Origin of the sequence: Kocuria sp. CH-021 (assembly GCF_049716185.1) — a bacterium.
Lineage (GTDB): Bacteria > Actinomycetota > Actinomycetes > Actinomycetales > Micrococcaceae > Kocuria > Kocuria cellulosilytica.
Genome location: NZ_JBNAFK010000007.1, coordinates 21,726 through 41,871, shown reverse-complemented (window position 1 = coordinate 41,871; position 20,146 = coordinate 21,726). Strand labels below are relative to the sequence as shown.

The following is a 20,146-nucleotide window of genomic DNA, read 5'->3' as shown; positions in this document are numbered from 1 at the left end:
GTGAGAGCTGCGTCACAGGAGCGAGCAGGGGAGGGCGCGAGGGCGTGACGACGGACGGACCGACGACGGCGGACCCGCAGCTGCGCCTGTCCTGGGCCCGCTCGCTGAGCCATCTCGCGGCGCCCGAGCGCTGCACCCCGCAGGTGGTGCTGGACCGCACCGACGTCCGGGAGGCCCGGGCCCCGCTGCGGATGCTGATGCCCGTGCTCGACGAGCTGCTCACCCCCCTGGCCGAGGACACCGGGCTGGTCGTGGCCGTGACGGACCCCCGGGGGGTGCTCCTGCAGGTCCGCGGCAGCGCCGCGACACGGCGGCGCGCCGAGGCGATGGGCTTCGTCGAGGGCGCCGACTGGTCCGAGCCGGCGGTGGGCACCAACGCCCCCGGCACGGCCCTGGTCCTGCGCCGGCCGGTGACCGTGCACCGCGACCAGCACTTCTACCCCGAGGCCCGGCCGTGGTCCTGCACGGCGGCCCCGCTGCTGCACCCCGGGACAGGGGCGCTGCTCGGGGCGGTGGACCTCACCGGCGGGGACGCCGCCGCGGACCCGGCCACGCGGGCGCTGGTCGGCGCGGCGGTGCGCGCCGCCCGGGCCGAGCTGGCCCTGGCCCTGCGCTCCGCAGCCCCGGACCGGGGGCCGTCCCCCGCGGCGGGCCGCGCCGCCGCCCCGGCCGCCGGAGCGTTCCTGCGCGTGCTGGGCGACGCCCCGCCCGCGCTGCTCCTGGACGGGCGGGCCCTGGAGCTGACCGAGCGCCACGCCGAGATCCTCCTCGCGCTCTCCTGTGCCGCGGCCGGGCTGAGCACCGCGGAGCTGTCGGTGCAGCTGTGGGCCGGCCGGGCGCAGGAGACCACGGTCCGGGCCGAGGTGCTGCGGCTGCGCCGCCTGCTGGAGCCCCGGGGCGGCCCGGCGATCGCCTCGCGGCCCTACCGGCTCGAGTCGCCGCTGGTCTCGGACGCGGGCCGGGTGCTCGAGCTGCTGGCCCGGGGCTCCCACCGGCGGGCGCTGCGGGAGTACACCGGGGCGCTGCTGCCGCGCTCCGAGGCGCCGTCCGTCGTGGCGCTGCGCCACCGCGTCACCGGGCTGCTGCGCGAGGCCGTCCTGGCCGACGGCTCGGCCGAGGCCGTGCGCGAGTACCTGACGCTGCCGGAGGCCGCCGACGACGCCGAGGCGTGGGCGCTGCTGCTGCGCCTCCTGCCGGCCCGCTCCCCCGCCCGCGCCCGGGCGGTGCTCGAGCTGGAGCGGCTGCGCCGCTGACCTGCCCCGGTACCCGATGCAACGTGCGTGCAACGTGGCCCTGCGTAGCGTGAGCTGCATCACAGGCCGGTCCGGACCCGAGGGGTCCGCGCCCGTGCCGGCAGCACCGTCCCGCACAAGGAGCAGGTCACCATGAGCGTCGAAACCCAGTCCCTCACCACCGTCTACGCCCAGCCCGGCACCGAGGGCTCCAAGGTCAGCTTCAAGCCCCGCTACGAGCACTGGATCGGCGGGCAGTGGGTGCCGCCCGTGCAGGGCCGGTACTTCGAGAACATCTCCCCGGTCAACGGCAAGCCCTTCACCGAGGTGGCCCGGGGCACCGCCGAGGACATCGACGCCGCGCTGGACGCCGCGTGGGCCGCCGCCCCGGCCTGGGGCAAGACCCCCGTGGCGGAGCGGGCGCTCGTGCTGCACCGGATCGCGGACCGGATGGAGCAGAACCTCGAGATGCTCGCCGTGGCCGAGACCTGGGACAACGGCAAGCCCGTGCGCGAGACCATCAACGCGGACATCGCCCTGGCCATCGACCACTTCCGCTACTTCGCCGGGGCCATCCGCGCCCAGGAGGGCACCCTCTCCCAGCTCGACGACAACACGACGTCCTACCACTTCCACGAGCCCCTGGGCGTGGTCGGCCAGATCATTCCCTGGAACTTCCCGATCCTCATGGGCGTGTGGAAGCTGGCCCCGGCCCTCGCCGCGGGCAACGCCGTCGTCCTCAAGCCGGCCGAGCAGACCCCGGCCTCGATCATGGTGCTCATGGAGCTGCTCGCGGACATCCTGCCGCCGGGCGTGGTCAACGTGGTCAACGGCTTCGGCGTGGAGGCCGGCAAGCCGCTGGCCTCGAGCCCGCGGATCCGCAAGATCGCCTTCACCGGCGAGACCACCACCGGCCGGCTCATCATGCAGTACGCCTCGCAGAACATCATCCCGGTGACCCTGGAGCTGGGCGGGAAGTCCCCGAACATCTTCTTCGAGGACGTCGCCGCCGCGCAGGACTCCTTCTACGACAAGGCGCTGGAGGGCTTCGCGTTCTTCGCCCTCAACCAGGGCGAGGTCTGCACCTGCCCCTCGCGCGCCCTGATCCAGGGCTCGATCTACGACCGGCTGCTCGCCGACGGCGTGGAGCGCGTCAAGGGCATGGTCCAGGGCAACCCGCTGGACCTCGACACCCAGGTCGGCGCGCAGGCCTCCAACGACCAGCTGCAGAAGATCCTGTCCTACATCGACATCGGCCGGCAGGAGGGCGCGAAGGTGCTCGTGGGCGGGGAGCGCAACGTCCTGGACGGGGACCTCGCCGAGGGCTTCTACGTCTCCCCCACCGTGTTCGAGGGCGAGAACTCGATGCGCATCTTCCAGGAGGAGATCTTCGGGCCCGTCCTGTCGGTGACCCGCTTCACCGACTATGCCGATGCCATGGCCACCGCCAACGACACCCTCTACGGGCTCGGCGCCGGGGTGTGGGCGCGCAACGGCAACCTGGCCTACCGCGCCGGCCGGGACATCCAGGCCGGGCGGGTGTGGGTGAACCAGTACCACAACTACCCCGCCCACTCGGCCTTCGGCGGCTACAAGTCCTCCGGGATCGGGCGCGAGAACCACCTGATGATGCTGGACCACTACCAGCAGACCAAGAACCTGCTGGTCTCCTACTCCGAGGACGCCCAGGGCTTCTTCTAGGCCGCCGCGGCCCCGCACCGGCCTCCGCCCGGAGACCGCCCACCGACCGTCCGCCCCGTTCCAGGAGGAGCATCATGAACGCTCAGCAGGCCCCTACCGTCCGAGAATCCACCACCACCGTCCCCGGCACGATGACCGCCGCCGTCGTCACCGCCTTCGGGGCACCCCTCGAGGTCAAGGAGATCCCCGTCCCCGAGCCCGGCCCCGGCCAGGTCCTCGTCGAGCTCATCTCGACCGGCGTGTGCCACACCGACCTGCACGCCGCCCACGGGGACTGGCCGGTCCAGCCCACCCCGCCGTTCGTCCCGGGCCACGAGGGCGTCGGCACGGTCGTGGCCCTCGGCCCCGGCGTCACCGAGCTGCAGGAGGGGGACCTCGTGGGCAACGCCTGGCTGGCCTCGGCGTGCGGCCACTGCCGCAACTGCCGGACCGGCTGGGAGACGCTGTGCGAGGAGCAGGTCAACGGCGGCTACAGCATCGACGGGTCCTTCGGCCAGTACATGGTGGTGGACGCCCGGTTCGCCGCTCACATCCCGGAGGGCTCCGACCCCTACGAGGTGGCGCCGGTGCTGTGCGCCGGGGTCACGGTCTACAAGGGCCTGAAGATGACCGAGGCACGGCCCGGGGAGTGGGTGGTGATCTCCGGCATCGGGGGCCTGGGCCACCTGGCCGTGCAGTACGCGGTGGCCATGGGCCTGCGCGTCGCGGCGGTCGACGTCGCCGACGACAAGCTCGCGCTCGCCCGCAAGCACGGCGCGGAGATCACCGTCAACGCGTTCGCCGAGGACCCGGCGGAGGCCGTGCTCGCGCAGATCCCGGGCGGCGCGGACGCCGTGTTGGTGACGGCGGTGCACCCGGCCGCGTTCGGCCAGGCGATCGGCATGGTCCGCCGCGGCGGGACGATCGTGTTCAACGGCCTGCCGCCCGGGGACTTCCCGGCGCCGATCTTCGACATCGTGCTCAAGGGCCTGACCATCCGCGGGTCGATCGTGGGCACGCGCCAGGACATGGTCGAGGCCCTGGACTTCTACGCGCGCGGTCTCATCCACCCGACCTACAGCACCCGTCCGCTCGAGGACGTCAATGCCGTCCTCGACGAGATGGAGAAGGGCAAGATCGAGGGCCGCGTGGTCGTCGAGTACTGAGCCCGGGCACGCGCGAGGGGCCGTGTCCTGCCGGTGGGGTGATCTCCCGTCGGCAGGACGCGGCCCCTCGCGCGTGCCGCCTGCGTATCCTGGGACGGTGACTCCCCGCCTTGTCCTCGCCTCCCGCTCCCCCGCCCGCGCCAAGCTCCTGACCGACGCCGGGATCGGCCACGACCGGCTCGTCTCGGACGTGGACGAGGACGCCGTGGTCCGCGAGCGCGGGGTGACCGGCGCCGAGGAGACCGCGATGGTCCTGGCCCGCGCCAAGGCGGAGGCCGTGGCCGCGCTGCCCGAGGCGGCCGGCGCCCTCGTGGTGGGCTGCGACTCGGTCTTCGAGCTCGACGGCGAGGTGCACGGCAAGCCCCGGGACGCCGCGACGGCCACCGCCCGGATCCGGGCCATGCGCGGGCGCTCGGGGGTGCTCCACACGGGCCACTGGCTCGTGGACACCCGCAGCCCGGCGGACGGCGGCACCGGCTGGAGCGGCGGCGCCCCCGCGAGCGCCGAGGTGTTCTTCGCGCAGATGTCCGACGCCGAGGTCGCCGCCTACGTGGCCACCGGCGAGCCCCTGGAGGTGGCCGGGTCCTTCACCATCGACTCCCTCGGCGCGGCGTTCGTGGAGCGGGTCGAGGGGGACGTGCACGCCGTCGTCGGCCTGAGCCTGAGCACCCTGCGGACGCTGCTCGCCCGGGCGGGCGTGGGCGTGCCCCAGCTGTGGACGGCCCACCGCTGAGGGCCGCGCGCCGCCGGGACCGCCCGGGGCCCGAGACCCCGGACGGAGTTGTAGGACTCCTACAGAAACGGCGTCGCATTTCCGGTCCGCCGCCGGGTGGTTGGGCGATTGCTCGCGGCGGGGAATACAGTGCATCGGAGGATTCGACAAGGAGTGAGACGTGACCGGTAAGAACCCCGCGGACGGCGCCATCCGCCCCATCACCAAGGTGCTCGTCGCCAACCGCGGAGAGATCGCGGTGCGGGTGATCCGCGCCGCCCGCGACGAGGGCATCACCTCCGTGGCCGTGTACGCCGACCCGGACCGGGACGCCCTGCACGCGCGCATGGCGGACGAGGCGTACGGGCTCGGCGGGTCCACCGCCGCGGACTCGTACCTGGTGGCCGAGAAGATCCTCGACGTCGCCGCCCGCTCGGGCGCCGACGCCGTGCACCCCGGCTACGGCTTCCTGTCCGAGAACGCGGAGTTCGCGCTGGCCGTGCTCGAGGCCGGCCTGACCTGGATCGGGCCCCCGCCCGCGGCCATCGCGAAGCTCGGCGACAAGGTGGCCGCCCGGCACATCGCGGAGAAGGTCGACGCCCCGCAGGTGCCCGGCACCACCGACCCCGTCGGCTCCGCCGAGGAGGTCCTGGCGTTCGCCGACGAGCACGGGCTGCCCCTGGCCATCAAGGCCGCGTTCGGCGGCGGCGGCCGCGGCATCAAGGTGGTCCGCGACCGCGAGGACATCCCGGAGCTCTACGAGTCCGCGGTCCGCGAGGCCACCGCGGCCTTCGGCCGCGGCGAGTGCTTCGTGGAGCGCTTCCTGGACGCCCCGCGGCACGTCGAGACCCAGTGCCTGGCCGACGCCCACGGCAACGTGGTGGTCGTCTCCACCCGCGACTGCTCCCTGCAGCGGCGCAACCAGAAGCTCGTGGAGGAGGCGCCGGCGCCGTTCCTGTCCGAGGCGCAGAACCGGCTGCTCTACGCGTCCTCGAAGGCGATCCTGCGGGAGGCCGGCTACCAGGGCGCCGGCACGTGCGAGTTCCTGGTGGGCCAGGACGGCACCATCACGTTCCTCGAGGTCAACACCCGGCTGCAGGTCGAGCACCCCGTCTCCGAGGAGGTCACGGGCATCGACCTGGTGCGCGAGCAGTTCCGGCTGGCCCGCGGCGAGGTCCTCGGCTACGACGACCCGGAGGTCCGCGGCCACTCGATCGAGTTCCGGATCAACGGCGAGGACCCCGGACGGCACTTCATGCCCTCCCCCGGCACCATCTCCGCCCTCGAGCTGCCCGCCGGGCCCGGCGTGCGCGTGGACTCCGGCGTGCAGGCCGGCGAGACCGTGGGAGGGAACTTCGACTCCATGCTCGCGAAGCTGATCGTCACCGGGGCCACCCGGCAGCAGGCGCTCGAGCGCTCCCGCCGGGCCCTGGACGAGCTGCGCATCGAGGGCATGCCCACCGTGGTCCCCTTCCACCGCGCGGTGGTCGCCGACCCCGCGTTCGCCCCCGCCGACGGCGCCCCGTTCGCGGTGCACACGCGGTGGATCGAGACCGGGTTCGACAACACCATCCCGCCCTTCGACGGGTTCCCGCAGGCCGCGCCGGAGGCCGAGGAGCGCCAGTCGATCGTCGTCGAGGTCTCCGGCAAGCGTCTCGAGGTCGTGCTCCCCGCCCTGCCCGGGGCGGCCAAGCCCAACGGGACCGCGGCCAAGCCCCGCAAGTCCCGCGCGGCGCGCGGCGGCGGCGCCGCGGCGGCGAGCGGCGACAGCCTGAGCTCCCCGATGCAGGGGACCATCGTGAAGATCGCGGTGGACAACGGCGACGAGGTGGCCGAGGGCGACCTCGTGCTGGTGCTGGAGGCCATGAAGATGGAGCAGCCGCTCACGGCCCACAAGTCCGGCACGGTCTCGGGGCTGTCCGTGAGCCCCGGGGACACCGTTTCCGCCGGCGCCGTCCTGGCCACCATCTCCTGACGCGCCCGAGCCCGGCCCCGATGAGCACCCGACCGACCGGCTCCCCCGCGCGCTGCCTCGTGGACCTCTCCGCGCAGGACCGGCTGCGCAGCGGCGCCCCCGTCCGGGCCCCCCGGCTGCGGGTGCTCTGCTGCCCACCCTCCGGCGCGGCCGCCGGCTACTGGCGCTTCCTGGTCCGCGAGGACGTGCACGTGCTGGGCGTCCAGTACCCCGGCCGGGAGAACCGCTTCCGGGAGCCGCCGGCCAGCTCGGTGGCCGGCCTCGCCGCGGAGGCGGCCGAGGCCGTGGCCGCCGCCCCCTGGGCCTCCACGGCGGCGTCCCCGGACGTCCCGCTCGTGGTGCTGGGCCACAGCATGGGTGCTTCCGTGGCGGTCGAGCTCGCCTCGCGGCTCGAGCACCGGGAGGGCGTCCGGGTGGCGCTGCTCGCGCTGTCCGCCAAGACCGCCCCCGGTGCCGTGGACGTCGAGGACGAGGACCTGCGGGCCGGGCTCGACCCCGGCGACCCGGGCGCGGACGACGCGCTCGCCCGGTGGCTGCGGCGGCTGGGCGGCACTCCCGAGGCGGTGCTGGCGAACCCCGAGCTGCTGGCCCTGCAGCTGCCGGCCCTGCGCGCGGACCTGCGGCTCTCGACGGCTCACGACCGGCTCCCCGCCCCGGTCCGGGCGCCCCTGCTGCTGCTGCGCGGCACGGAGGACGACACCGTGGACGCGGCCGGCATGGACGCCTGGCTGCCGGTCACCACCGGGCCCGTGCAGCGGCGGGCGTACCCCGGGGGCCACCACCCGCTCGCGGGAAACCGGGACCGGCTGCTCGCGGACCTCGAGGCGTGCGCCGCGCCCGGCCGGTCCCGGTGAGGACCGGCCCGTGAGCGCCCTGCCGTGACGGCTCCCCCGGGACCGCCCTGGGTGCCGGTCCCCGCGCCACGCCGGGCGGGCGACGTGGTCCTGGTCCGGGCGAGCGTGCCCGACCTCGTGCCGTGGGCGCGCACCGTGCAGGCCTCCTGGCTGGATCCGGCGGAGCGGGCCCGCCGGGACGGGTACCTGCGCGAGGAGGACCGCGAGGCGTTCCTCGCCCGGCGCTGCCTGCTGCGGGCCGTGCTGGCCGAGCGGCTCGGGACCGCCCCGGCCGCGGTGCCCCTGGGGCCCGCGCCCGGGGCCGCCGGGCGCAACGGCAAGCCCGCCGTGCCCGGACTGCACTTCTCCCTGTCCTCCAGCGGCGGGCACGTGCTGCTGGCCACGGGCCCGCGGGAGCTCGGGGTGGACGTGGAGCGCGTCCCCGACCCCGCCGGGGCCGAGCAGATGTCCCTGGTGCTGCACCCGGCCGAGCGGCGCCGCCTCGCCTGGACCCGGCGGCGGCGCCGGCCCGCCGCCGTCGCGCGGGTGTGGGCCCGCAAGGAGTCCCTGCTCAAGGCCCTGGGCGCCGGTCTCTCCCGCGACCCCTCCGTGGACCGGGTGGGTGCCGGCCGGTTCCCCGGCCACCCGCTGCCGGGCTGGCGGATCCTCGACCTCCCGCTCGCGCCCGGCGGCGAGGAGGCCCGGGCGGCCCTCACCGTGCGGGAGCCGTGGACCGACCGGCGTTCCAGGATGTGAGACGGAGTCTCCGACATGCGGACGCCCCCGCGTACCATCGTGGTCTTGTCCCCGCCCACCGCTACGACCGAGGTTTCCCCATGTCCTCTTCGGTGACCGGGCAGGACGCCACCGGCGCGTCCGCCCCCTCGCTCCCCCTGTCCGACCGCGTGCCCCGCAGCCGGGTGATCCTGGCGTCCCTCGTGGGCACGACGATCGAGTTCTACGACTTCTACGTCTACGCCACCGCGGCCGTGGCCGTGTTCCCCGCCCTGTTCTTCGCGGGCGAGGACGAGACGGCCAAGCTGCTCGCCTCCATGGCCACCTTCGCCGCGGCCTTCGTCGCCCGCCCGATCGGCTCCGTGATCTTCGGGCACTTCGGCGACCGGATCGGCCGCAAGGCCACCCTGATCGGCGCCCTGCTCACCATGGGCGTGGCGACCTTCCTCATCGGCCTCCTGCCCACCTACTACTCGATCGGCATCTGGGCCCCGCTCATCCTGACGATCCTGCGCTTCTGCCAGGGCCTGGGCCTGGGCGGCGAGTGGTCCGGTGCGGCCCTGCTGGCCACCGAGTACGCCGAGGAGGGCAAGCGGGCGCGCGCCGCCATGTGGCCGCAGCTCGGCGCCCCGTTCGGCTTCATCCTGGCCAACGGCTTCTTCCTGGTGCTGACCCTCGTGATGGGCTTCGTCTCGGTCGCCGACCAGGGCACGGACCACCCGTTCCTCACCTGGGGCTGGCGCATCCCGTTCCTGGCCTCCGTGGTCATGGTGGTGCTCGGCCTGTGGGTGCGGTTCAAGCTCGAGGAGACCCCGGTCTTCCAGAAGGCCCTGGACCAGGGCGAGAAGGTGCAGGCCCCGATCGTCGAGGCCTTCCGCAGCTCCTGGCTGCAGATCGTGCAGGGCACGTTCATCATGCTCGCCACCTACATGCTCTTCTACCTGATGACCGCCTGGATCCTCTCCTACGGCATCGGCAGCCCCGACAACGGCGGCCTGGGCATCCCCTACCGGGACTTCCTCGTGCTGCAGCTGCTCTCCGTGCTCCTGTTCGCCGCGATGGTGCCCGTCTCCGGGTGGGTGGCCGACCGCTTCGGCCGGCGCAGCTCGCAGCTGGTCATCACCTCGGCGATCCTGCTCTTCGGGCTCAGCTTCGGGATGCTCATGAACCCGGCCGTGGTCGGCACCGGCGAGGACGTCAGCATGCTCCGCGTGCTGTTCTTCCTCACGGTCGGCATGACCCTGATGGGCCTGACCTTCGGCTCGATGTCCGCGATCCTGCCCGAGCTGTTCCCCACGAACGTGCGCTACACCGGATCCGGCGTCGCGTACAACGTGGCCTCCATCCTCGGTGCGGCCATCACCCCGTACGTCGCCGTCTCGCTCAACGCCGGCTACGGCGTGGGCTCCGTCGGCCTCTACCTCGCGTTCGGCGCCGTGCTGACCCTCGTGGCGCTCTGGTTCTCCCCCGAGACCAAGGACGTCGACATGGCGCACGTCGTCACCCGCCGCTGACCCGCGGGCCGCACGAGAACGGCCGCATCCCCGTCGGGGATGCGGCCGTTCTCGTGCGGCGCCGGACTCAGACGTGCACGTGCAGGCGCCGGGCGGCCTCCGAGATCGAGCCCGTGAGGGACGGGTAGATCGTGAAGGTGTCGGCGAGGTCGTCGACGTGCAGCTTGTGGGTGACGGCCAGCGAGATCGGGAAGATCAGCTCGGAGGCGCGGGGTCCCACCACCACGCCGCCGATCACCGTGCCGGAGCCCTTGCGGGAGAAGATCTTCACGAATCCGTCCTCGACCGCCATCATCTTGGCGCGGGGATTGGTGGACAGCTTCAGCATGATGGTGTCCGCCTGGTAGGTGCCGTCCTCGATGGACTTCTCGCTCACGCCCACGGAGGCGATCTCGGGCGAGGTGAAGATGTTGGAGGCCACCAGGTGGGTGCGCAGCGGCTTCACGGCGTCGCCCATGAGGTGCGCCACGGCGATCCGGCCCTGCATGGCCGCCACGGAGGCGAGCGGGAGCACGCCCGTGCAGTCGCCCACGGCGTAGACGCCCGGCACGGTGGTGCGGGAGACGCCGTCCACCTTGATGTGCCCGGAGTCGGCGCGGGCCACGCCGACCTCCTCGAGGCCGAGGTCGTCGGTCGCGGGGATCGCGCCGACCGCGAGCAGGCAGTGCGAGCCGGCGATCTTGCGCCCGTCGGAGAGGGTCGCGACCACCCCGTTCTCGGTGCGCTCCACGGAGTCGGCGCGGGTGCGGCTGAGCACGTTCATGCCGCGGCGCTCGAACACGTTCTCGAGCACGGCCGCCGCGTCCTGGTCCTCCCCGGGCAGCACCTGGTCCCGGGAGGACACGAGGGTGACCTCGGCCCCGAGGCCCCGGTAGGCCGAGGCGAACTCCGCGCCGGTCACGCCGGAGCCGACCACGATCATGTGCTCGGGGACCTCGGTGAGGTGGTAGACCTGCTTCCAGTTGAAGATCCGCTCCCCGTCCGGCTTCGCCGAGGGCAGCTCGCGCGGCAGGGACCCGACGGCCAGCAGCACGGCCTGCGCGTCGAGGGCGTACTCCAGCCCGTCCTCGGTGGTGACCTGCACGCTGGTGGGGCTGAGCAGCCGGCCGGTGCCCGAGATCACCTTCACCCCCACCCGCTCGAGCCCGCGCTTGATGTCCCGGGACTGGGACGCCGCCAGGCGCAGCAGGCGGGTGTTGACCTTCTCCAGGTCCACGCCGAGGTGGTTGATCTCGTCGCCGTCCATGCTGCCGCCGCGCACGTGCACCCCCAGGTCCGCGGCCTCGGCGAAGCGGGTCATCGCGTCGGCGGAGGCGATGAGCGTCTTGGAGGGCACCACGTCCGTCAGCACCGCGGAGCCGCCCAGGCCCTGCTGCTCGACGATGGTCACGTCCGCGCCGAGGCTGGCCGCGACGAGAGCGGCCTCGTAGCCGCCGGGACCGCCTCCGATGATGACGAGCTTCTGGATGGAGAATTCGCTGTGTGCAGTCACCCGGCCATTCTTGCAGGTGCTGCTCTCCCGCGGGAACCGGCCCCGCCGGGCCTCGGCGGCCCGCGACCATGCGGTAGTTTGGGCCGCGTGGACACCAAGCACAGCGCCGACCCGGCCGACCCCTTCGAGCTCGCCCAGGAGGCCGCGGAGGCTCTCCGCCGGGCCACCGGGGTCGGCACCCACGAGATCGCCCTGACCCTCGGCTCCGGCTGGGGGCAGGCCGCCGAGCTGATCGGCGAGACCGTCGCCGAGGTCCCGGCCGCAGAGATCCCCGGGTTCACCCCGCCCGCCCTCGAGGGCCACGTGGGCACGCTGCGCTCCGTGCGCACCGCGGCCGGCCGGCACGCGCTGGTGATCGGCGCCCGCACCCACTTCTACGAGGGCCGGGGCGTGCGCCCGGTGGTCCACGGCGTGCGCACCGCGGCCGCCGCCGGGGCGCGCACCATGATCCTGACCAACGGCTGCGGCGGGCTGAACCCGTCCTGGGGCCCCGGCACCCCGGTGCTCATCAGCGACCACCTCAACCTCACCGGCCGGTCCCCGCTCGAGGGCGCCACGTTCGTGGACCTCACCGACCTGTACTCCCCGCGGCTGCGGGACCTGGCCCGCGGGGTCGACCCCACCCTCGACGAAGGGGTCTACGCACAGTTCCCCGGCCCGCACTACGAGACCCCGGCCGAGGTCCGGATGGCCGGGGTGCTGGGCGCCGACCTCGTCGGGATGTCCACCGCCCTGGAGGCCATCGCCGCCCGGCACGCCGGGATGGAGGTCTTCGGCATCTCCCTGGTGACCAACCAGGCCGCCGGGATCTCCGCGTCCCCGCTCTCCCACGAGGAGGTCCTCGAGGCCGGACGGGCCGCGGGCGCCCGGATCTCCGGGCTGCTCGCCCGCATCGTCGCCCAGCTCTGAACCGGCCCGGGCCGGGACGGGATCCCGGTCCGGCGCACCGGACGTCCCCAGGAGGCCGCGCCATGACCACCGATCTCCGCCCCGAGCCGCAGCTCCTCGACGCCGCGCGCGCGTGGGCCGCCGCCGACCCGGACCCCGTCACCCGCGCCGAGCTGGCGGGCCTCGTCGAGGCCGCCGCGAGCGGTGACGCCGCGGCGCGGGCGGAGCTCGCGGACCGCTTCTCGGGCACCCTCCAGTTCGGCACCGCGGGCCTGCGGGCGGCCATGGGCGCCGGGCCGATGCGGATGAACCGGGTGGTGGTGCTGCGCGCCGCCGCGGGGCTGGCCGCCCATGTGCTGGCTGCGGACGCCGCGGCGGGCTCCGCCCGGCGCCCCCGCGCGGTGGTCGGCTACGACGCCCGGCACTCCTCCGACGTCTTCGCCCGGGACACCGCCGCGGTGTTCACGGCCGCCGGGATCGAGACGCTGCTGATGCCCTCGGCGCTGCCCACCCCCGTGCTCGCGTGGGCGGTGCGGGCCCTCGAGGCCGAGGTCGGCGTGATGGTCACGGCCAGCCACAACCCGCCGGCCGACAACGGCTACAAGGTCTACCTCGGCGGCCGGGCCGTGGAGCCCGAGGCGCGCGGCTGCCAGATCGTGGCCCCGCACGACCGGATGATCGCCCAGCGGATCGAGTCCGTGGGCCCCGTCGAGGGAATCGCCCGGGCGCAGGACGGCTGGACCGTCCTGCCGGACGCCGTCGAGCGGGACTACCTCGACGCCGTGCTCCCCGCCGTCGTCCCCTCCGCCGTCCCCGGGGACCCGGGCGCCGGGCGGCCGCTGCGGATCGTCCTGACCCCGATGCACGGGGTGGGCGGGCGCACGACGACGGAGGCCCTGCGGCGGGCCGGTCTCGCCGACGTCCACCTGGTCCCCGAGCAGGCGGAGCCGGACCCGGACTTCCCCACCGTCGCCTTCCCCAACCCCGAGGAGCCCGGCGCCCTCGACCTGGCCCTGGCCACCGCCCGTTCCGTGGGGGCGGACCTAGTGCTCGCCAACGACCCCGACGCGGACCGGGTGGCCGTGGCCGTCCCGGTGCCCGGCGACCCGGGGCAGGACTGGCGGATGCTGCGCGGCGACGAGGTCGGCGTGCTGCTCGGCCAGGCCGCCGCGGCGCGGTGCGCGGACCGCGCCGGCGCCGTGCTCGCCAACTCGATCGTGTCCTCCCGGCTGCTGGGCCGGATCGCGGCGGCGGCCGGGATCGAGCACCGGGAGACGCTCACCGGGTTCAAGTGGATCGCCCGCGTCCCGGGGCTGGTGTACGGCTACGAGGAGGCGCTCGGCTACTGCGTGGCCCCTGAGGTGGTCCGGGACAAGGACGGGATCAGCGCGGCCGTGGCCGTGGCGGTGCTCGCCGACGAGCTGCGCGGGCAGGGCCGGACCCTGCTGGACGTGCTGGACGACCTCGCCCTGGCCCACGGGGTGCACGCGACCGACCAGCTGAGCATCCGGGTCGCGGACCTGGCCCGCATCCCGGCCATGACGGCCGCCCTGCGGGACGCCCCGCCGGCCGCACTGGGCGGCTCCGACGTCGTGGAGGTCGTGGACCTCGCCTCCCCGGGCACCGGGCTGCCGCCCACCGAGGGGCTGCGCCTGCTCACCGCGGACGGCGCCCGGGTCGTCGTGCGCCCGTCCGGGACGGAGCCCAAGCTCAAGTGCTACCTCGAGGTGGTCTCCCCCGTGGTCGGCCGGTCCGGGCTGCCCGCGGCCCGGGCGGAGGCGCAGGAGCGGCTCGGCCGGATCCGCGGCGAGCTCGAGGCCGCGCTGGGGCTCTGACCGCGCGGCCGCCCCGACCGTGCCGCCCTCCGCACGTATCCCGGCGGCGCGCGGCCTCCGGCGTCGTCGGCCTCTAGGACCGGTCCGGCCCTCCGGTCGCGGACCAGGGAGCCGGGGTCCGTGCCCCGTCCTCCCCGCGGGCCATGACCCGGCGCGAGATGGCGCGGGTGGACCGGGTGACCACCTTCTCCAGCGGCCCCTGGCCCAGGGCCCGCTTCCACAGCAGCGCGAACACCGTGAACGCCACCAGCTGCCCCCAGGTCCACACGGTGGGCGCGAGGTCGTAGTACTCGGGCCAGAGGATCAGCAGGTGGGCCGTGTAGAGCGTGAACGTCATCGCCCCCGCGGCGGCGATCGGCGCGAGGATCCTGCCGGCCACCCGTTCCAGGAGCAGGCAGGCCCCGAGGACGGACAGCGCCAGGCCCACGTTGAGCACCAGGAAGACCGGCGTGTTCGAGTGCGGGGTCGGGATCAGCAGCCACCACAGGGTGTCGGTGGGCAGCGAGGGGTCCCCGCCGAACACCATCACCTCGTCGATCTCCGACTCGTCCATCCAGGGCGTGCCCCGGACGATCGCCTCGTAGCCGCCGAGCACCCGCAGCGCGAGGACGGAGGCGGACCACACGAGCAGGGCCACGACCGCACCGACGGCGGCGAGCAGCGTCTGCACCCTCCGGCTCGTGAGGTCGGTGCGGCCCACGGCCAGGCCGGCCAGCAGGAACGCCATCCAGGGCAGCGCCGGGTAGACGCCGGTCAGCAGCAGCTGGGACAGGACCGTGCCCGGGTCGGAGACCAGGTCCACGAGGCTCGGGTTCTCGTACTCGAGAACCGGCAGCACGTCGACGGACCACTGCATGAGGAACGGGGCGACGAGCGCGAAGAGCGCGGCGCACAGCAGGAGGGACCGGGTCCGCAGGCGCAGGAAGGGCACGGCCAGCAGGAAGAGCATCCCGTAGTAGATGAGGATGTTGCTCACCGGCAGCTCGAGGAAGCCCAGGAGGAAGCCGACCAGCGCGATCACCCCCGCTCGGCCTGCCAGCGCCCACCGGGAGGCGGTCATCCGCCGGCCCGTCCGAGGCGTGCGCCCGCCCGAGGTGAAGGCCAGGCTCACGCCGGCGAGCGTGGCGAACAGCGCGGCCGAGTGGCCGGCGAACAGGGTCCAGGACAGCTGCGCCTCGCCGGTCTGCTCGTCCCACGAGGGGAGAGTGTGCACCGCGACCATGCCGAACAGGGCGAGACCGCGGGCGGCGTCCACGCCGAGGAGGCGCCGGGTCGGCGGGGGCGCTCCGGCGACGTCCTGCCCGGGCCCGCCGGTCAGGACCCCGGTGGCGGCGGCCGCCCCGGACGGCGGCGTGCGTTCTGCGGACATGTCGGTTCCCCCGTGGATCGATCGGTCCGTGCCCCCCGGCACGGCGCCCGGTGCCCGTCCGGGCGTCATGATCGACGGCTCGCGGTGCACAGGTGCACCGCCCAGCTTACTAGAGCAAACGCCGGGTGGGACGCGTCCTAGGAACCGCCCTGGGCCTCCGCACGCTCCTCGGCGGCACTGAGCATGCGCTCGAGGATGCGGGCGTACGGCAGGCCGAAGTGGTCCACGCCCTCCCGGGTCCGGATCCGGACGTGCTCGAAGCCCTGGTCCTCGTACCAGTGGTGCCCGTCCCACGCCGCGGACAGGGCGTCGAACCGGGCCTGCGGATCGGTGCCGTCGTCCTCCGTGCCCACGTCCCAGCGCAGGCGCAGCTCCTCGAGCTGCTCGCGGGTGGGCTCCGCGGAGGGCCAGTCCGGGGCCTGCCCGCCGCCCATCATGATCGCGCCGCCGCCGGGCACGAGGTCGACGTGGTCCGCCAGCAGCTCCTGGCTGATGAACTGGGCCCCGCCGGAGTACCCGGTCAGCCAGGTCCGGGAGCGGTCGATGTCGTACTCCGGCTCGATGCGCTCCTCGACGAGCGCCCGGAACCACTGCCCGTTGTGGTCCCGCTCCTCCCACCAGGTGGTGTCCCCCGAGCGGTCCGGGGTGCGCGGGACCACCAGCAGCATGTTGTGCTCCCGGGCGACCTCGGCCAGGCAGGAGGAGGTGTACTCGGGGCTCTCGTACTCGAAGGCCCCGTCCCCGTGGAAGTGGTACACGACGCCCACCGGCCGGTCCCAGTCCAGGCCCTCGGCGAAGACGTGGTAGGAGCTCGTGATGCCCTCGTGCTCGAACTCGAGCTGGAAGCGGTCCTGCCGCTCCTGACCGGGGCCGAACACGCGGGCGTCCAGCACGGCACCGTCCGTGGGTCCGCCGGGCCCGCGGGCCGTCACCCGGACGCCGTCGAGGCCGTAGCGGGCGCACGAGACGGTCTCGGGGGCCTCGGCCTCCGGGGACTCCTCGGCACCGCGGTCGACCAGGAGGGCCACTGTCGCGACGAGCAGGACCACCAGTGCCAGGGCGCCCGCCGCGAGCAGGCGCAGCCGGCGCCGGGCACGCCGGGACCGCTCGCCGCGGTGGCGGTGCTGGTGCCGCGGCCACCGGAGGCCGCGCCAGGGGTGTTGTCGTGTCACCCGGTCATCTTAGGGAGGAGCGCCTGGGAGAACGCCGACGACGTGCCGTCAGCCGGGCAGGCCGATGTGCACCCGGCCGTCCCGCACCTCGACCGGGTGCACCGGCAGGGCGGGGCCGTCGCCGGAGAGGCACCGGCCCGTCGCGAGGTCGTAGACCTCCTTGTGCAGCGGCGAGGCGACCGTGACGGCCGGACCGCGGGAGCCGAGGATCCCACGGGCCATCACGCAGGCCCCGGTGCGCGGATCGCGGTGGTCGGCCGCGAGCACCGTCGCGGCGTCCAGCCGGTACAGGGCCACCTGGCGGCCCGCCACCCGGGCGGCCTCCCCCCACAGGGGTTCGAGGTCGTCCAGGGCGCACACGTCGTGCCACACGGTCCCGGCGGTCCGGGCGGGCGCCTCGAGCAGGGCCGGAGTCCGGGCCTGGTCCGGGATCAGGGTCGTGGTCATGGGGGCCTCCTGCGGCTCGGCGGATCGTCTGCGGCTCGGTGGGTCGTCGTGCTCGACGCTAGGCGCGGCGGATGACGCGCACGCGCCGGGACCGTTTCACTCCGGTCAAAGCCCGCTCACACGGGGCGGGCGCACCGGTGAGGAAGCCGTAAGGCGACCGGAACGGCGGGGCAACGGCAGGGCAATCCCCCGCTCCTAGGGTCGACACCGACGCCCCAGCAGCTCACCGATCCCCGGAGGTCCCCGTGCCGCGCTCCCCCTTCTCACCGCAGTCTCCGCAGCACGTCGTCGTGGTCGGCGGCGGGCCCGCCGCCCACCGCTTCGCGGAGGCGGTGCTCTCCGCGCAGGACCACCACGTGCGCCTGACCGTGTTCGCCGACGAGCCGTGGACCCCCTACGACCGCGTCCAGCTGTCCAGGGCGCTGACCGGCCCCGACGGCGCGGTGGACCTGACCCTAGGCGGCGGCACCGTGTGGCAGGACCCGCGGGTGGACCTCCGCCAGGGCGTGGAGGCCCGCGAGATCGACCCCGCGGCACGCACGGTCACCGCGGCCGACGGCACCGTGACGGGCTACGACGAGCTCGTCCTGGCCACCGGCTCCGACGCCGCCCGGCTGGACGTCCCCGGCGCGCACCATGCGTTCGTCTTCCGCACGCTCGACGACGTCGCGGCGATCCGCGCCGAGGTCGAACGGCTGCGCGCCCGGTACGGGCGCACCCCGCGCGGCGTGGTGATCGGCGGGGGCCTGCTGGGCCTCGAGGCCGCGGGCGGGCTGCAGGAGCTCGGCGCGGAGGCCACGGTGGTGCACTCCCGCAGGTGGCTGATGAACGCGCAGCTCGACGAGGGCGCCGGCCGATCCCTCAACGCTCTCATCTCCGCGCGCGGCGTGCGCCTGCACCTCGGCGAGCGGCCCTCCGGCGTGGGGCTGCGCAAGTCCGACGGCGAGGTGTGCGCCGTGGAGTTCCGGGACTCCCCCGCCCTCGAGGCGGACCTCGTGATCGTGGCCACCGGCATCCGGGCCCGGGACCGGCTGGCGTTCAACGCGGGCCTGGAGACCGCTCCGCGCGGCGGCGTGGTGATCGACGAGGCGTGCCGCACCTCCGCGGAGCACGTGTGGGCGATCGGCGAGGTCGCCTCCTGGAACGGCGAGTGCCTCGGGCTCGTGGCCCCCGCGAACACCATGGCCGAGATCGTCGCGGACCGGCTCGCGGGCGGGCGCTCCGGCTTCGACGGCTTCGACACCGCGACGAAGCTCAAGCTCTCCGGCGTGGACGTCGCCTCCTTCGGCGACGCCTACGGCGAGACCGAGGACTGCCTCGAGGTCGTCTACGCGGACCCCGCCCGCGGGATGTACCAGAAGATCGTGACCACCCAGGACGCGCGGACCCTGCTGGGCGGGGTGTTCGTGGGCGACGCCGAGCCGTACAACGCCCTGCGCCCGCTGCTGGGCCGGGAGCTGCCCGGCGAGCCCGGCGCCTACCTGTCCGCCTCCGGCGGGGAGGCCCCGGCCGGGGAGCTGCCCGACGACGCCGTCCTGTGCTCCTGCAACAGCGTGACGACCGGGGCGGTGCGGGAGCAGATCTCCTGCGGGGTGCACGAGATCGGCGAGCTCAAGACCTGCTCGCGGGCCGGCACGCAGTGCGGGTCCTGCCTGCCGATGCTCAAGAAGACCCTGGACCGGGAGCTGGCCAAGGCCGGCGTGGAGGTCTCGAAGGCGCTGTGCGAGCACTTCGCGCTCTCCCGCGCCGAGCTCTTCGAGGCCGTGCGCGCCCTCGACCTGGGCTCCTGGGACGAGGTCGTCGCCCGCTTCGGCACCGGCCTGGGCTGCGACATCTGCAAGCCCGTGGTCGCCTCCGTGCTCGCCTCCCAGCGCGACGAGTACGTGCTCGACGCCGGGCGCGGCGCCCTGCAGGACACCAACGACCGGGCGCTGGCCAACATGCAGAAGGACGGCACCTACTCCGTGGTCCCCCGCGTGCCGGCCGGGGAGATCACCCCGGAGAAGCTCATCGTGCTCGGCGAGGTCGCCCGCAGGTACGGGCTCTACACGAAGATCACCGGGGCCCTGCGGGTGGACATGTTCGGGGCCCGGCTCGAGCAGCTGCCCGAGATCTGGCAGGAGCTCGTGGACGCCGGCTTCGAGTCCGGGCAGGCCTACGGCAAGGCCCTGCGCAACGTGAAGTCCTGCGTGGGCTCCACCTGGTGCCGCTACGGGGTGCAGGACTCCGTGGGCATGGCCGTGCGGCTGGAGCTGCGCTACCGGGGGCTGCGCTCCCCGCACAAGTTCAAGATGGGCGTCTCCGGCTGCGCCCGCGAGTGCGCCGAGGCCCGCGGCAAGGACGTGGGCGTCATCTCCACGACCGACGGCTGGAACCTCTACACCGGCGGCAACGGCGGGGCGAACCCCGCCCACGCCCAGCTGCTGGCCCAGGGACTGGACGACGAGACCCTGGTCCGGTACGTGGACCGGTACCTCATGTACTACATCCGCACCGCGGACCGGATGCAGCGCACGGCCCGGTGGCAGGAGGAGCTCGACGGCGGGATCGAGCACGTGCGCGCCGTCGTCGTCGAGGACTCCCTGGGCATCGGCGGGGAGCTCGAGGCCGCGATGGCCCAGCACGTGGACCGCTACGAGGACGAGTGGGCCGCCACGCTGAAGGACCCCGAGCGGCTGCGCCGCTTCCGCTCCTTCGTCAACGACGCCGCCCCGGACGACTCCCAGGACTACGTGCTCGAGCGCGGCCAGCGCCGGCCCGCGACCGACGCCGAGCGCGCCGCCGCCGAGGCCGGCGAGGGCCCCGTGCTGCTGACCGGCCCGCGCATCCCCGTGCGCGAGGGCGCCGCGACCGCCGGCGCCTGAGCCCGCGCGCTCCGTCGAGAGCCGCTCGGGCGCGGACGGGTTCCCCGGCCGCGCAGGGCACCGTGCCGGCCCCGCACCGTCCGTCCACGGTCCGCCCAGCGTGTCCGCCGCCGCTCCCCCATTGCCGTGACCCGCCGTCGTCGGGCACGATGACGACCCCGGCGGGTCACGGCCGGCACTCCCGGGACCGGTGCCGCCGTGCCGCGGCGGACGGCAGCATTCGATCGACGAG

The 20,146-nt window shown here is 74.5% G+C and carries 15 protein-coding genes; 11 read left to right on the top strand and 4 right to left on the bottom strand.

Features of this window, described 5'->3' with window-relative positions; genetic code table 11:
- Positions 1–44: 44 nt before the first annotated feature.
- The 8 genes from ACPYN7_RS06890 to ACPYN7_RS06855 all read left to right on the top strand — a co-directional run bounded on the left by ACPYN7_RS06890 (position 45) and on the right by ACPYN7_RS06855 (position 9,847).
- On the top strand, positions 45–1,253 hold the full coding sequence (locus ACPYN7_RS06890) for a GAF domain-containing protein (protein WP_058873434.1): 1,209 nt from the start codon (positions 45–47) through the stop codon (positions 1,251–1,253).
- A gap of 132 nt (positions 1,254–1,385) precedes the next feature.
- Positions 1,386–2,933, top strand: a complete 1,548-nt coding sequence (gene exaC, locus ACPYN7_RS06885; protein ID WP_368799296.1) for an acetaldehyde dehydrogenase ExaC — start codon at positions 1,386–1,388, stop codon at positions 2,931–2,933.
- 74 nt (positions 2,934–3,007) lie between these two features.
- Positions 3,008–4,078, top strand: coding sequence for an alcohol dehydrogenase AdhP (adhP, locus tag ACPYN7_RS06880; protein ID WP_424347142.1), 1,071 nt, complete (start codon positions 3,008–3,010; stop codon positions 4,076–4,078).
- A 97-nt stretch (positions 4,079–4,175) separates the two neighbouring features.
- Positions 4,176–4,811 carry a Maf family protein gene (locus tag ACPYN7_RS06875; RefSeq protein ID WP_424347141.1) on the top strand — a complete coding sequence of 212 codons (636 nt, stop codon included), beginning with the start codon at positions 4,176–4,178 and terminating at the stop codon, positions 4,809–4,811.
- Positions 4,812–4,971: 160 nt separating this feature from the next.
- Positions 4,972–6,765, top strand: a complete 1,794-nt coding sequence (locus ACPYN7_RS06870; protein WP_424347140.1) for an acetyl/propionyl/methylcrotonyl-CoA carboxylase subunit alpha — start codon at positions 4,972–4,974, stop codon at positions 6,763–6,765.
- Positions 6,766–6,785: 20 nt separating this feature from the next.
- Positions 6,786–7,619 carry a thioesterase II family protein gene (locus ACPYN7_RS06865; RefSeq protein ID WP_424347139.1) on the top strand — a complete coding sequence of 278 codons (834 nt, stop codon included), beginning with the start codon at positions 6,786–6,788 and terminating at the stop codon, positions 7,617–7,619.
- 24 nt (positions 7,620–7,643) lie between these two features.
- Positions 7,644–8,354, top strand: a complete 711-nt coding sequence (locus tag ACPYN7_RS06860; protein ID WP_424347138.1) for a 4'-phosphopantetheinyl transferase family protein — start codon at positions 7,644–7,646, stop codon at positions 8,352–8,354.
- An 80-nt stretch (positions 8,355–8,434) separates the two neighbouring features.
- Positions 8,435–9,847 (top strand): MFS transporter, encoded by a 1,413-nt coding sequence (locus ACPYN7_RS06855; RefSeq protein ID WP_424347137.1) that lies wholly within the window; start codon positions 8,435–8,437, stop codon positions 9,845–9,847.
- Between the two features lie 67 nt (positions 9,848–9,914).
- Here the strand turns inward: ACPYN7_RS06855 and ACPYN7_RS06850 are convergent, their stop codons facing one another.
- Complete coding sequence (locus ACPYN7_RS06850; protein ID WP_424347136.1) at positions 9,915–11,339, bottom strand: NAD(P)H-quinone dehydrogenase; 1,425 nt, start codon at positions 11,337–11,339, stop codon at positions 9,915–9,917.
- Positions 11,340–11,426: 87 nt separating this feature from the next.
- Between ACPYN7_RS06850 and ACPYN7_RS06845 the strand changes: the two genes are divergently transcribed.
- Both ACPYN7_RS06845 and ACPYN7_RS06840 read left to right on the top strand, forming a co-directional pair.
- Positions 11,427–12,248, top strand: coding sequence for a purine-nucleoside phosphorylase (locus ACPYN7_RS06845; RefSeq protein ID WP_424347135.1), 822 nt, complete (start codon positions 11,427–11,429; stop codon positions 12,246–12,248).
- 62 nt (positions 12,249–12,310) lie between these two features.
- On the top strand, positions 12,311–14,062 hold the full coding sequence (locus tag ACPYN7_RS06840; RefSeq protein ID WP_424347134.1) for a phospho-sugar mutase: 1,752 nt from the start codon (positions 12,311–12,313) through the stop codon (positions 14,060–14,062).
- Positions 14,063–14,135: 73 nt separating this feature from the next.
- On the opposite strand, the gene ACPYN7_RS06835 is transcribed toward ACPYN7_RS06840, so the two are convergent.
- The 3 genes from ACPYN7_RS06835 to nirD all read right to left on the bottom strand — a co-directional run bounded on the left by ACPYN7_RS06835 (position 14,136) and on the right by nirD (position 17,050).
- A complete protein-coding gene (locus ACPYN7_RS06835) occupies positions 14,136–15,431 on the bottom strand; it encodes a heparan-alpha-glucosaminide N-acetyltransferase domain-containing protein (RefSeq protein WP_424347133.1) in 1,296 nt (431 codons plus the stop codon).
- A gap of 137 nt (positions 15,432–15,568) precedes the next feature.
- The gene (locus ACPYN7_RS06830; RefSeq protein WP_424347132.1) at positions 15,569–16,603 is read right to left on the bottom strand and encodes a hypothetical protein; all 1,035 of its coding nucleotides are present in this window, start codon (positions 16,601–16,603) and stop codon (positions 15,569–15,571) included.
- Between the two features lie 48 nt (positions 16,604–16,651).
- Positions 16,652–17,050 carry a nitrite reductase small subunit NirD gene (gene nirD / locus ACPYN7_RS06825; RefSeq protein ID WP_424347131.1) on the bottom strand — a complete coding sequence of 133 codons (399 nt, stop codon included), beginning with the start codon at positions 17,048–17,050 and terminating at the stop codon, positions 16,652–16,654.
- 245 nt (positions 17,051–17,295) lie between these two features.
- Between nirD and nirB the strand changes: the two genes are divergently transcribed.
- Positions 17,296–19,914 carry a nitrite reductase large subunit NirB gene (gene nirB / locus ACPYN7_RS06820; RefSeq protein ID WP_424347130.1) on the top strand — a complete coding sequence of 873 codons (2,619 nt, stop codon included), beginning with the start codon at positions 17,296–17,298 and terminating at the stop codon, positions 19,912–19,914.
- Positions 19,915–20,146: the final 232 nt, after the last annotated feature.

What these genes read in the sequence shown, in the direction of transcription:
- exaC (WP_368799296.1), top strand. Translation starts at nt 1,386, where the DNA reads ATGAGCGTCGAAACCCAGTCCCTCACCACCGTCTACGCCCAGCCCGGC.
- adhP (WP_424347142.1), top strand. Translation starts at nt 3,008, where the DNA reads ATGAACGCTCAGCAGGCCCCTACCGTCCGAGAATCCACCACCACCGTC.
- ACPYN7_RS06865 (WP_424347139.1), top strand. Translation starts at nt 6,786, where the DNA reads ATGAGCACCCGACCGACCGGCTCCCCCGCGCGCTGCCTCGTGGACCTC.
- ACPYN7_RS06855 (WP_424347137.1), top strand. Translation starts at nt 8,435, where the DNA reads ATGTCCTCTTCGGTGACCGGGCAGGACGCCACCGGCGCGTCCGCCCCC.
- ACPYN7_RS06840 (WP_424347134.1), top strand. Translation starts at nt 12,311, where the DNA reads ATGACCACCGATCTCCGCCCCGAGCCGCAGCTCCTCGACGCCGCGCGC.
- ACPYN7_RS06835 (WP_424347133.1), bottom strand. Translation starts at nt 15,431, where the DNA reads ATGTCCGCAGAACGCACGCCGCCGTCCGGGGCGGCCGCCGCCACCGGG.
- nirD (WP_424347131.1), bottom strand. Translation starts at nt 17,050, where the DNA reads ATGACCACGACCCTGATCCCGGACCAGGCCCGGACTCCGGCCCTGCTC.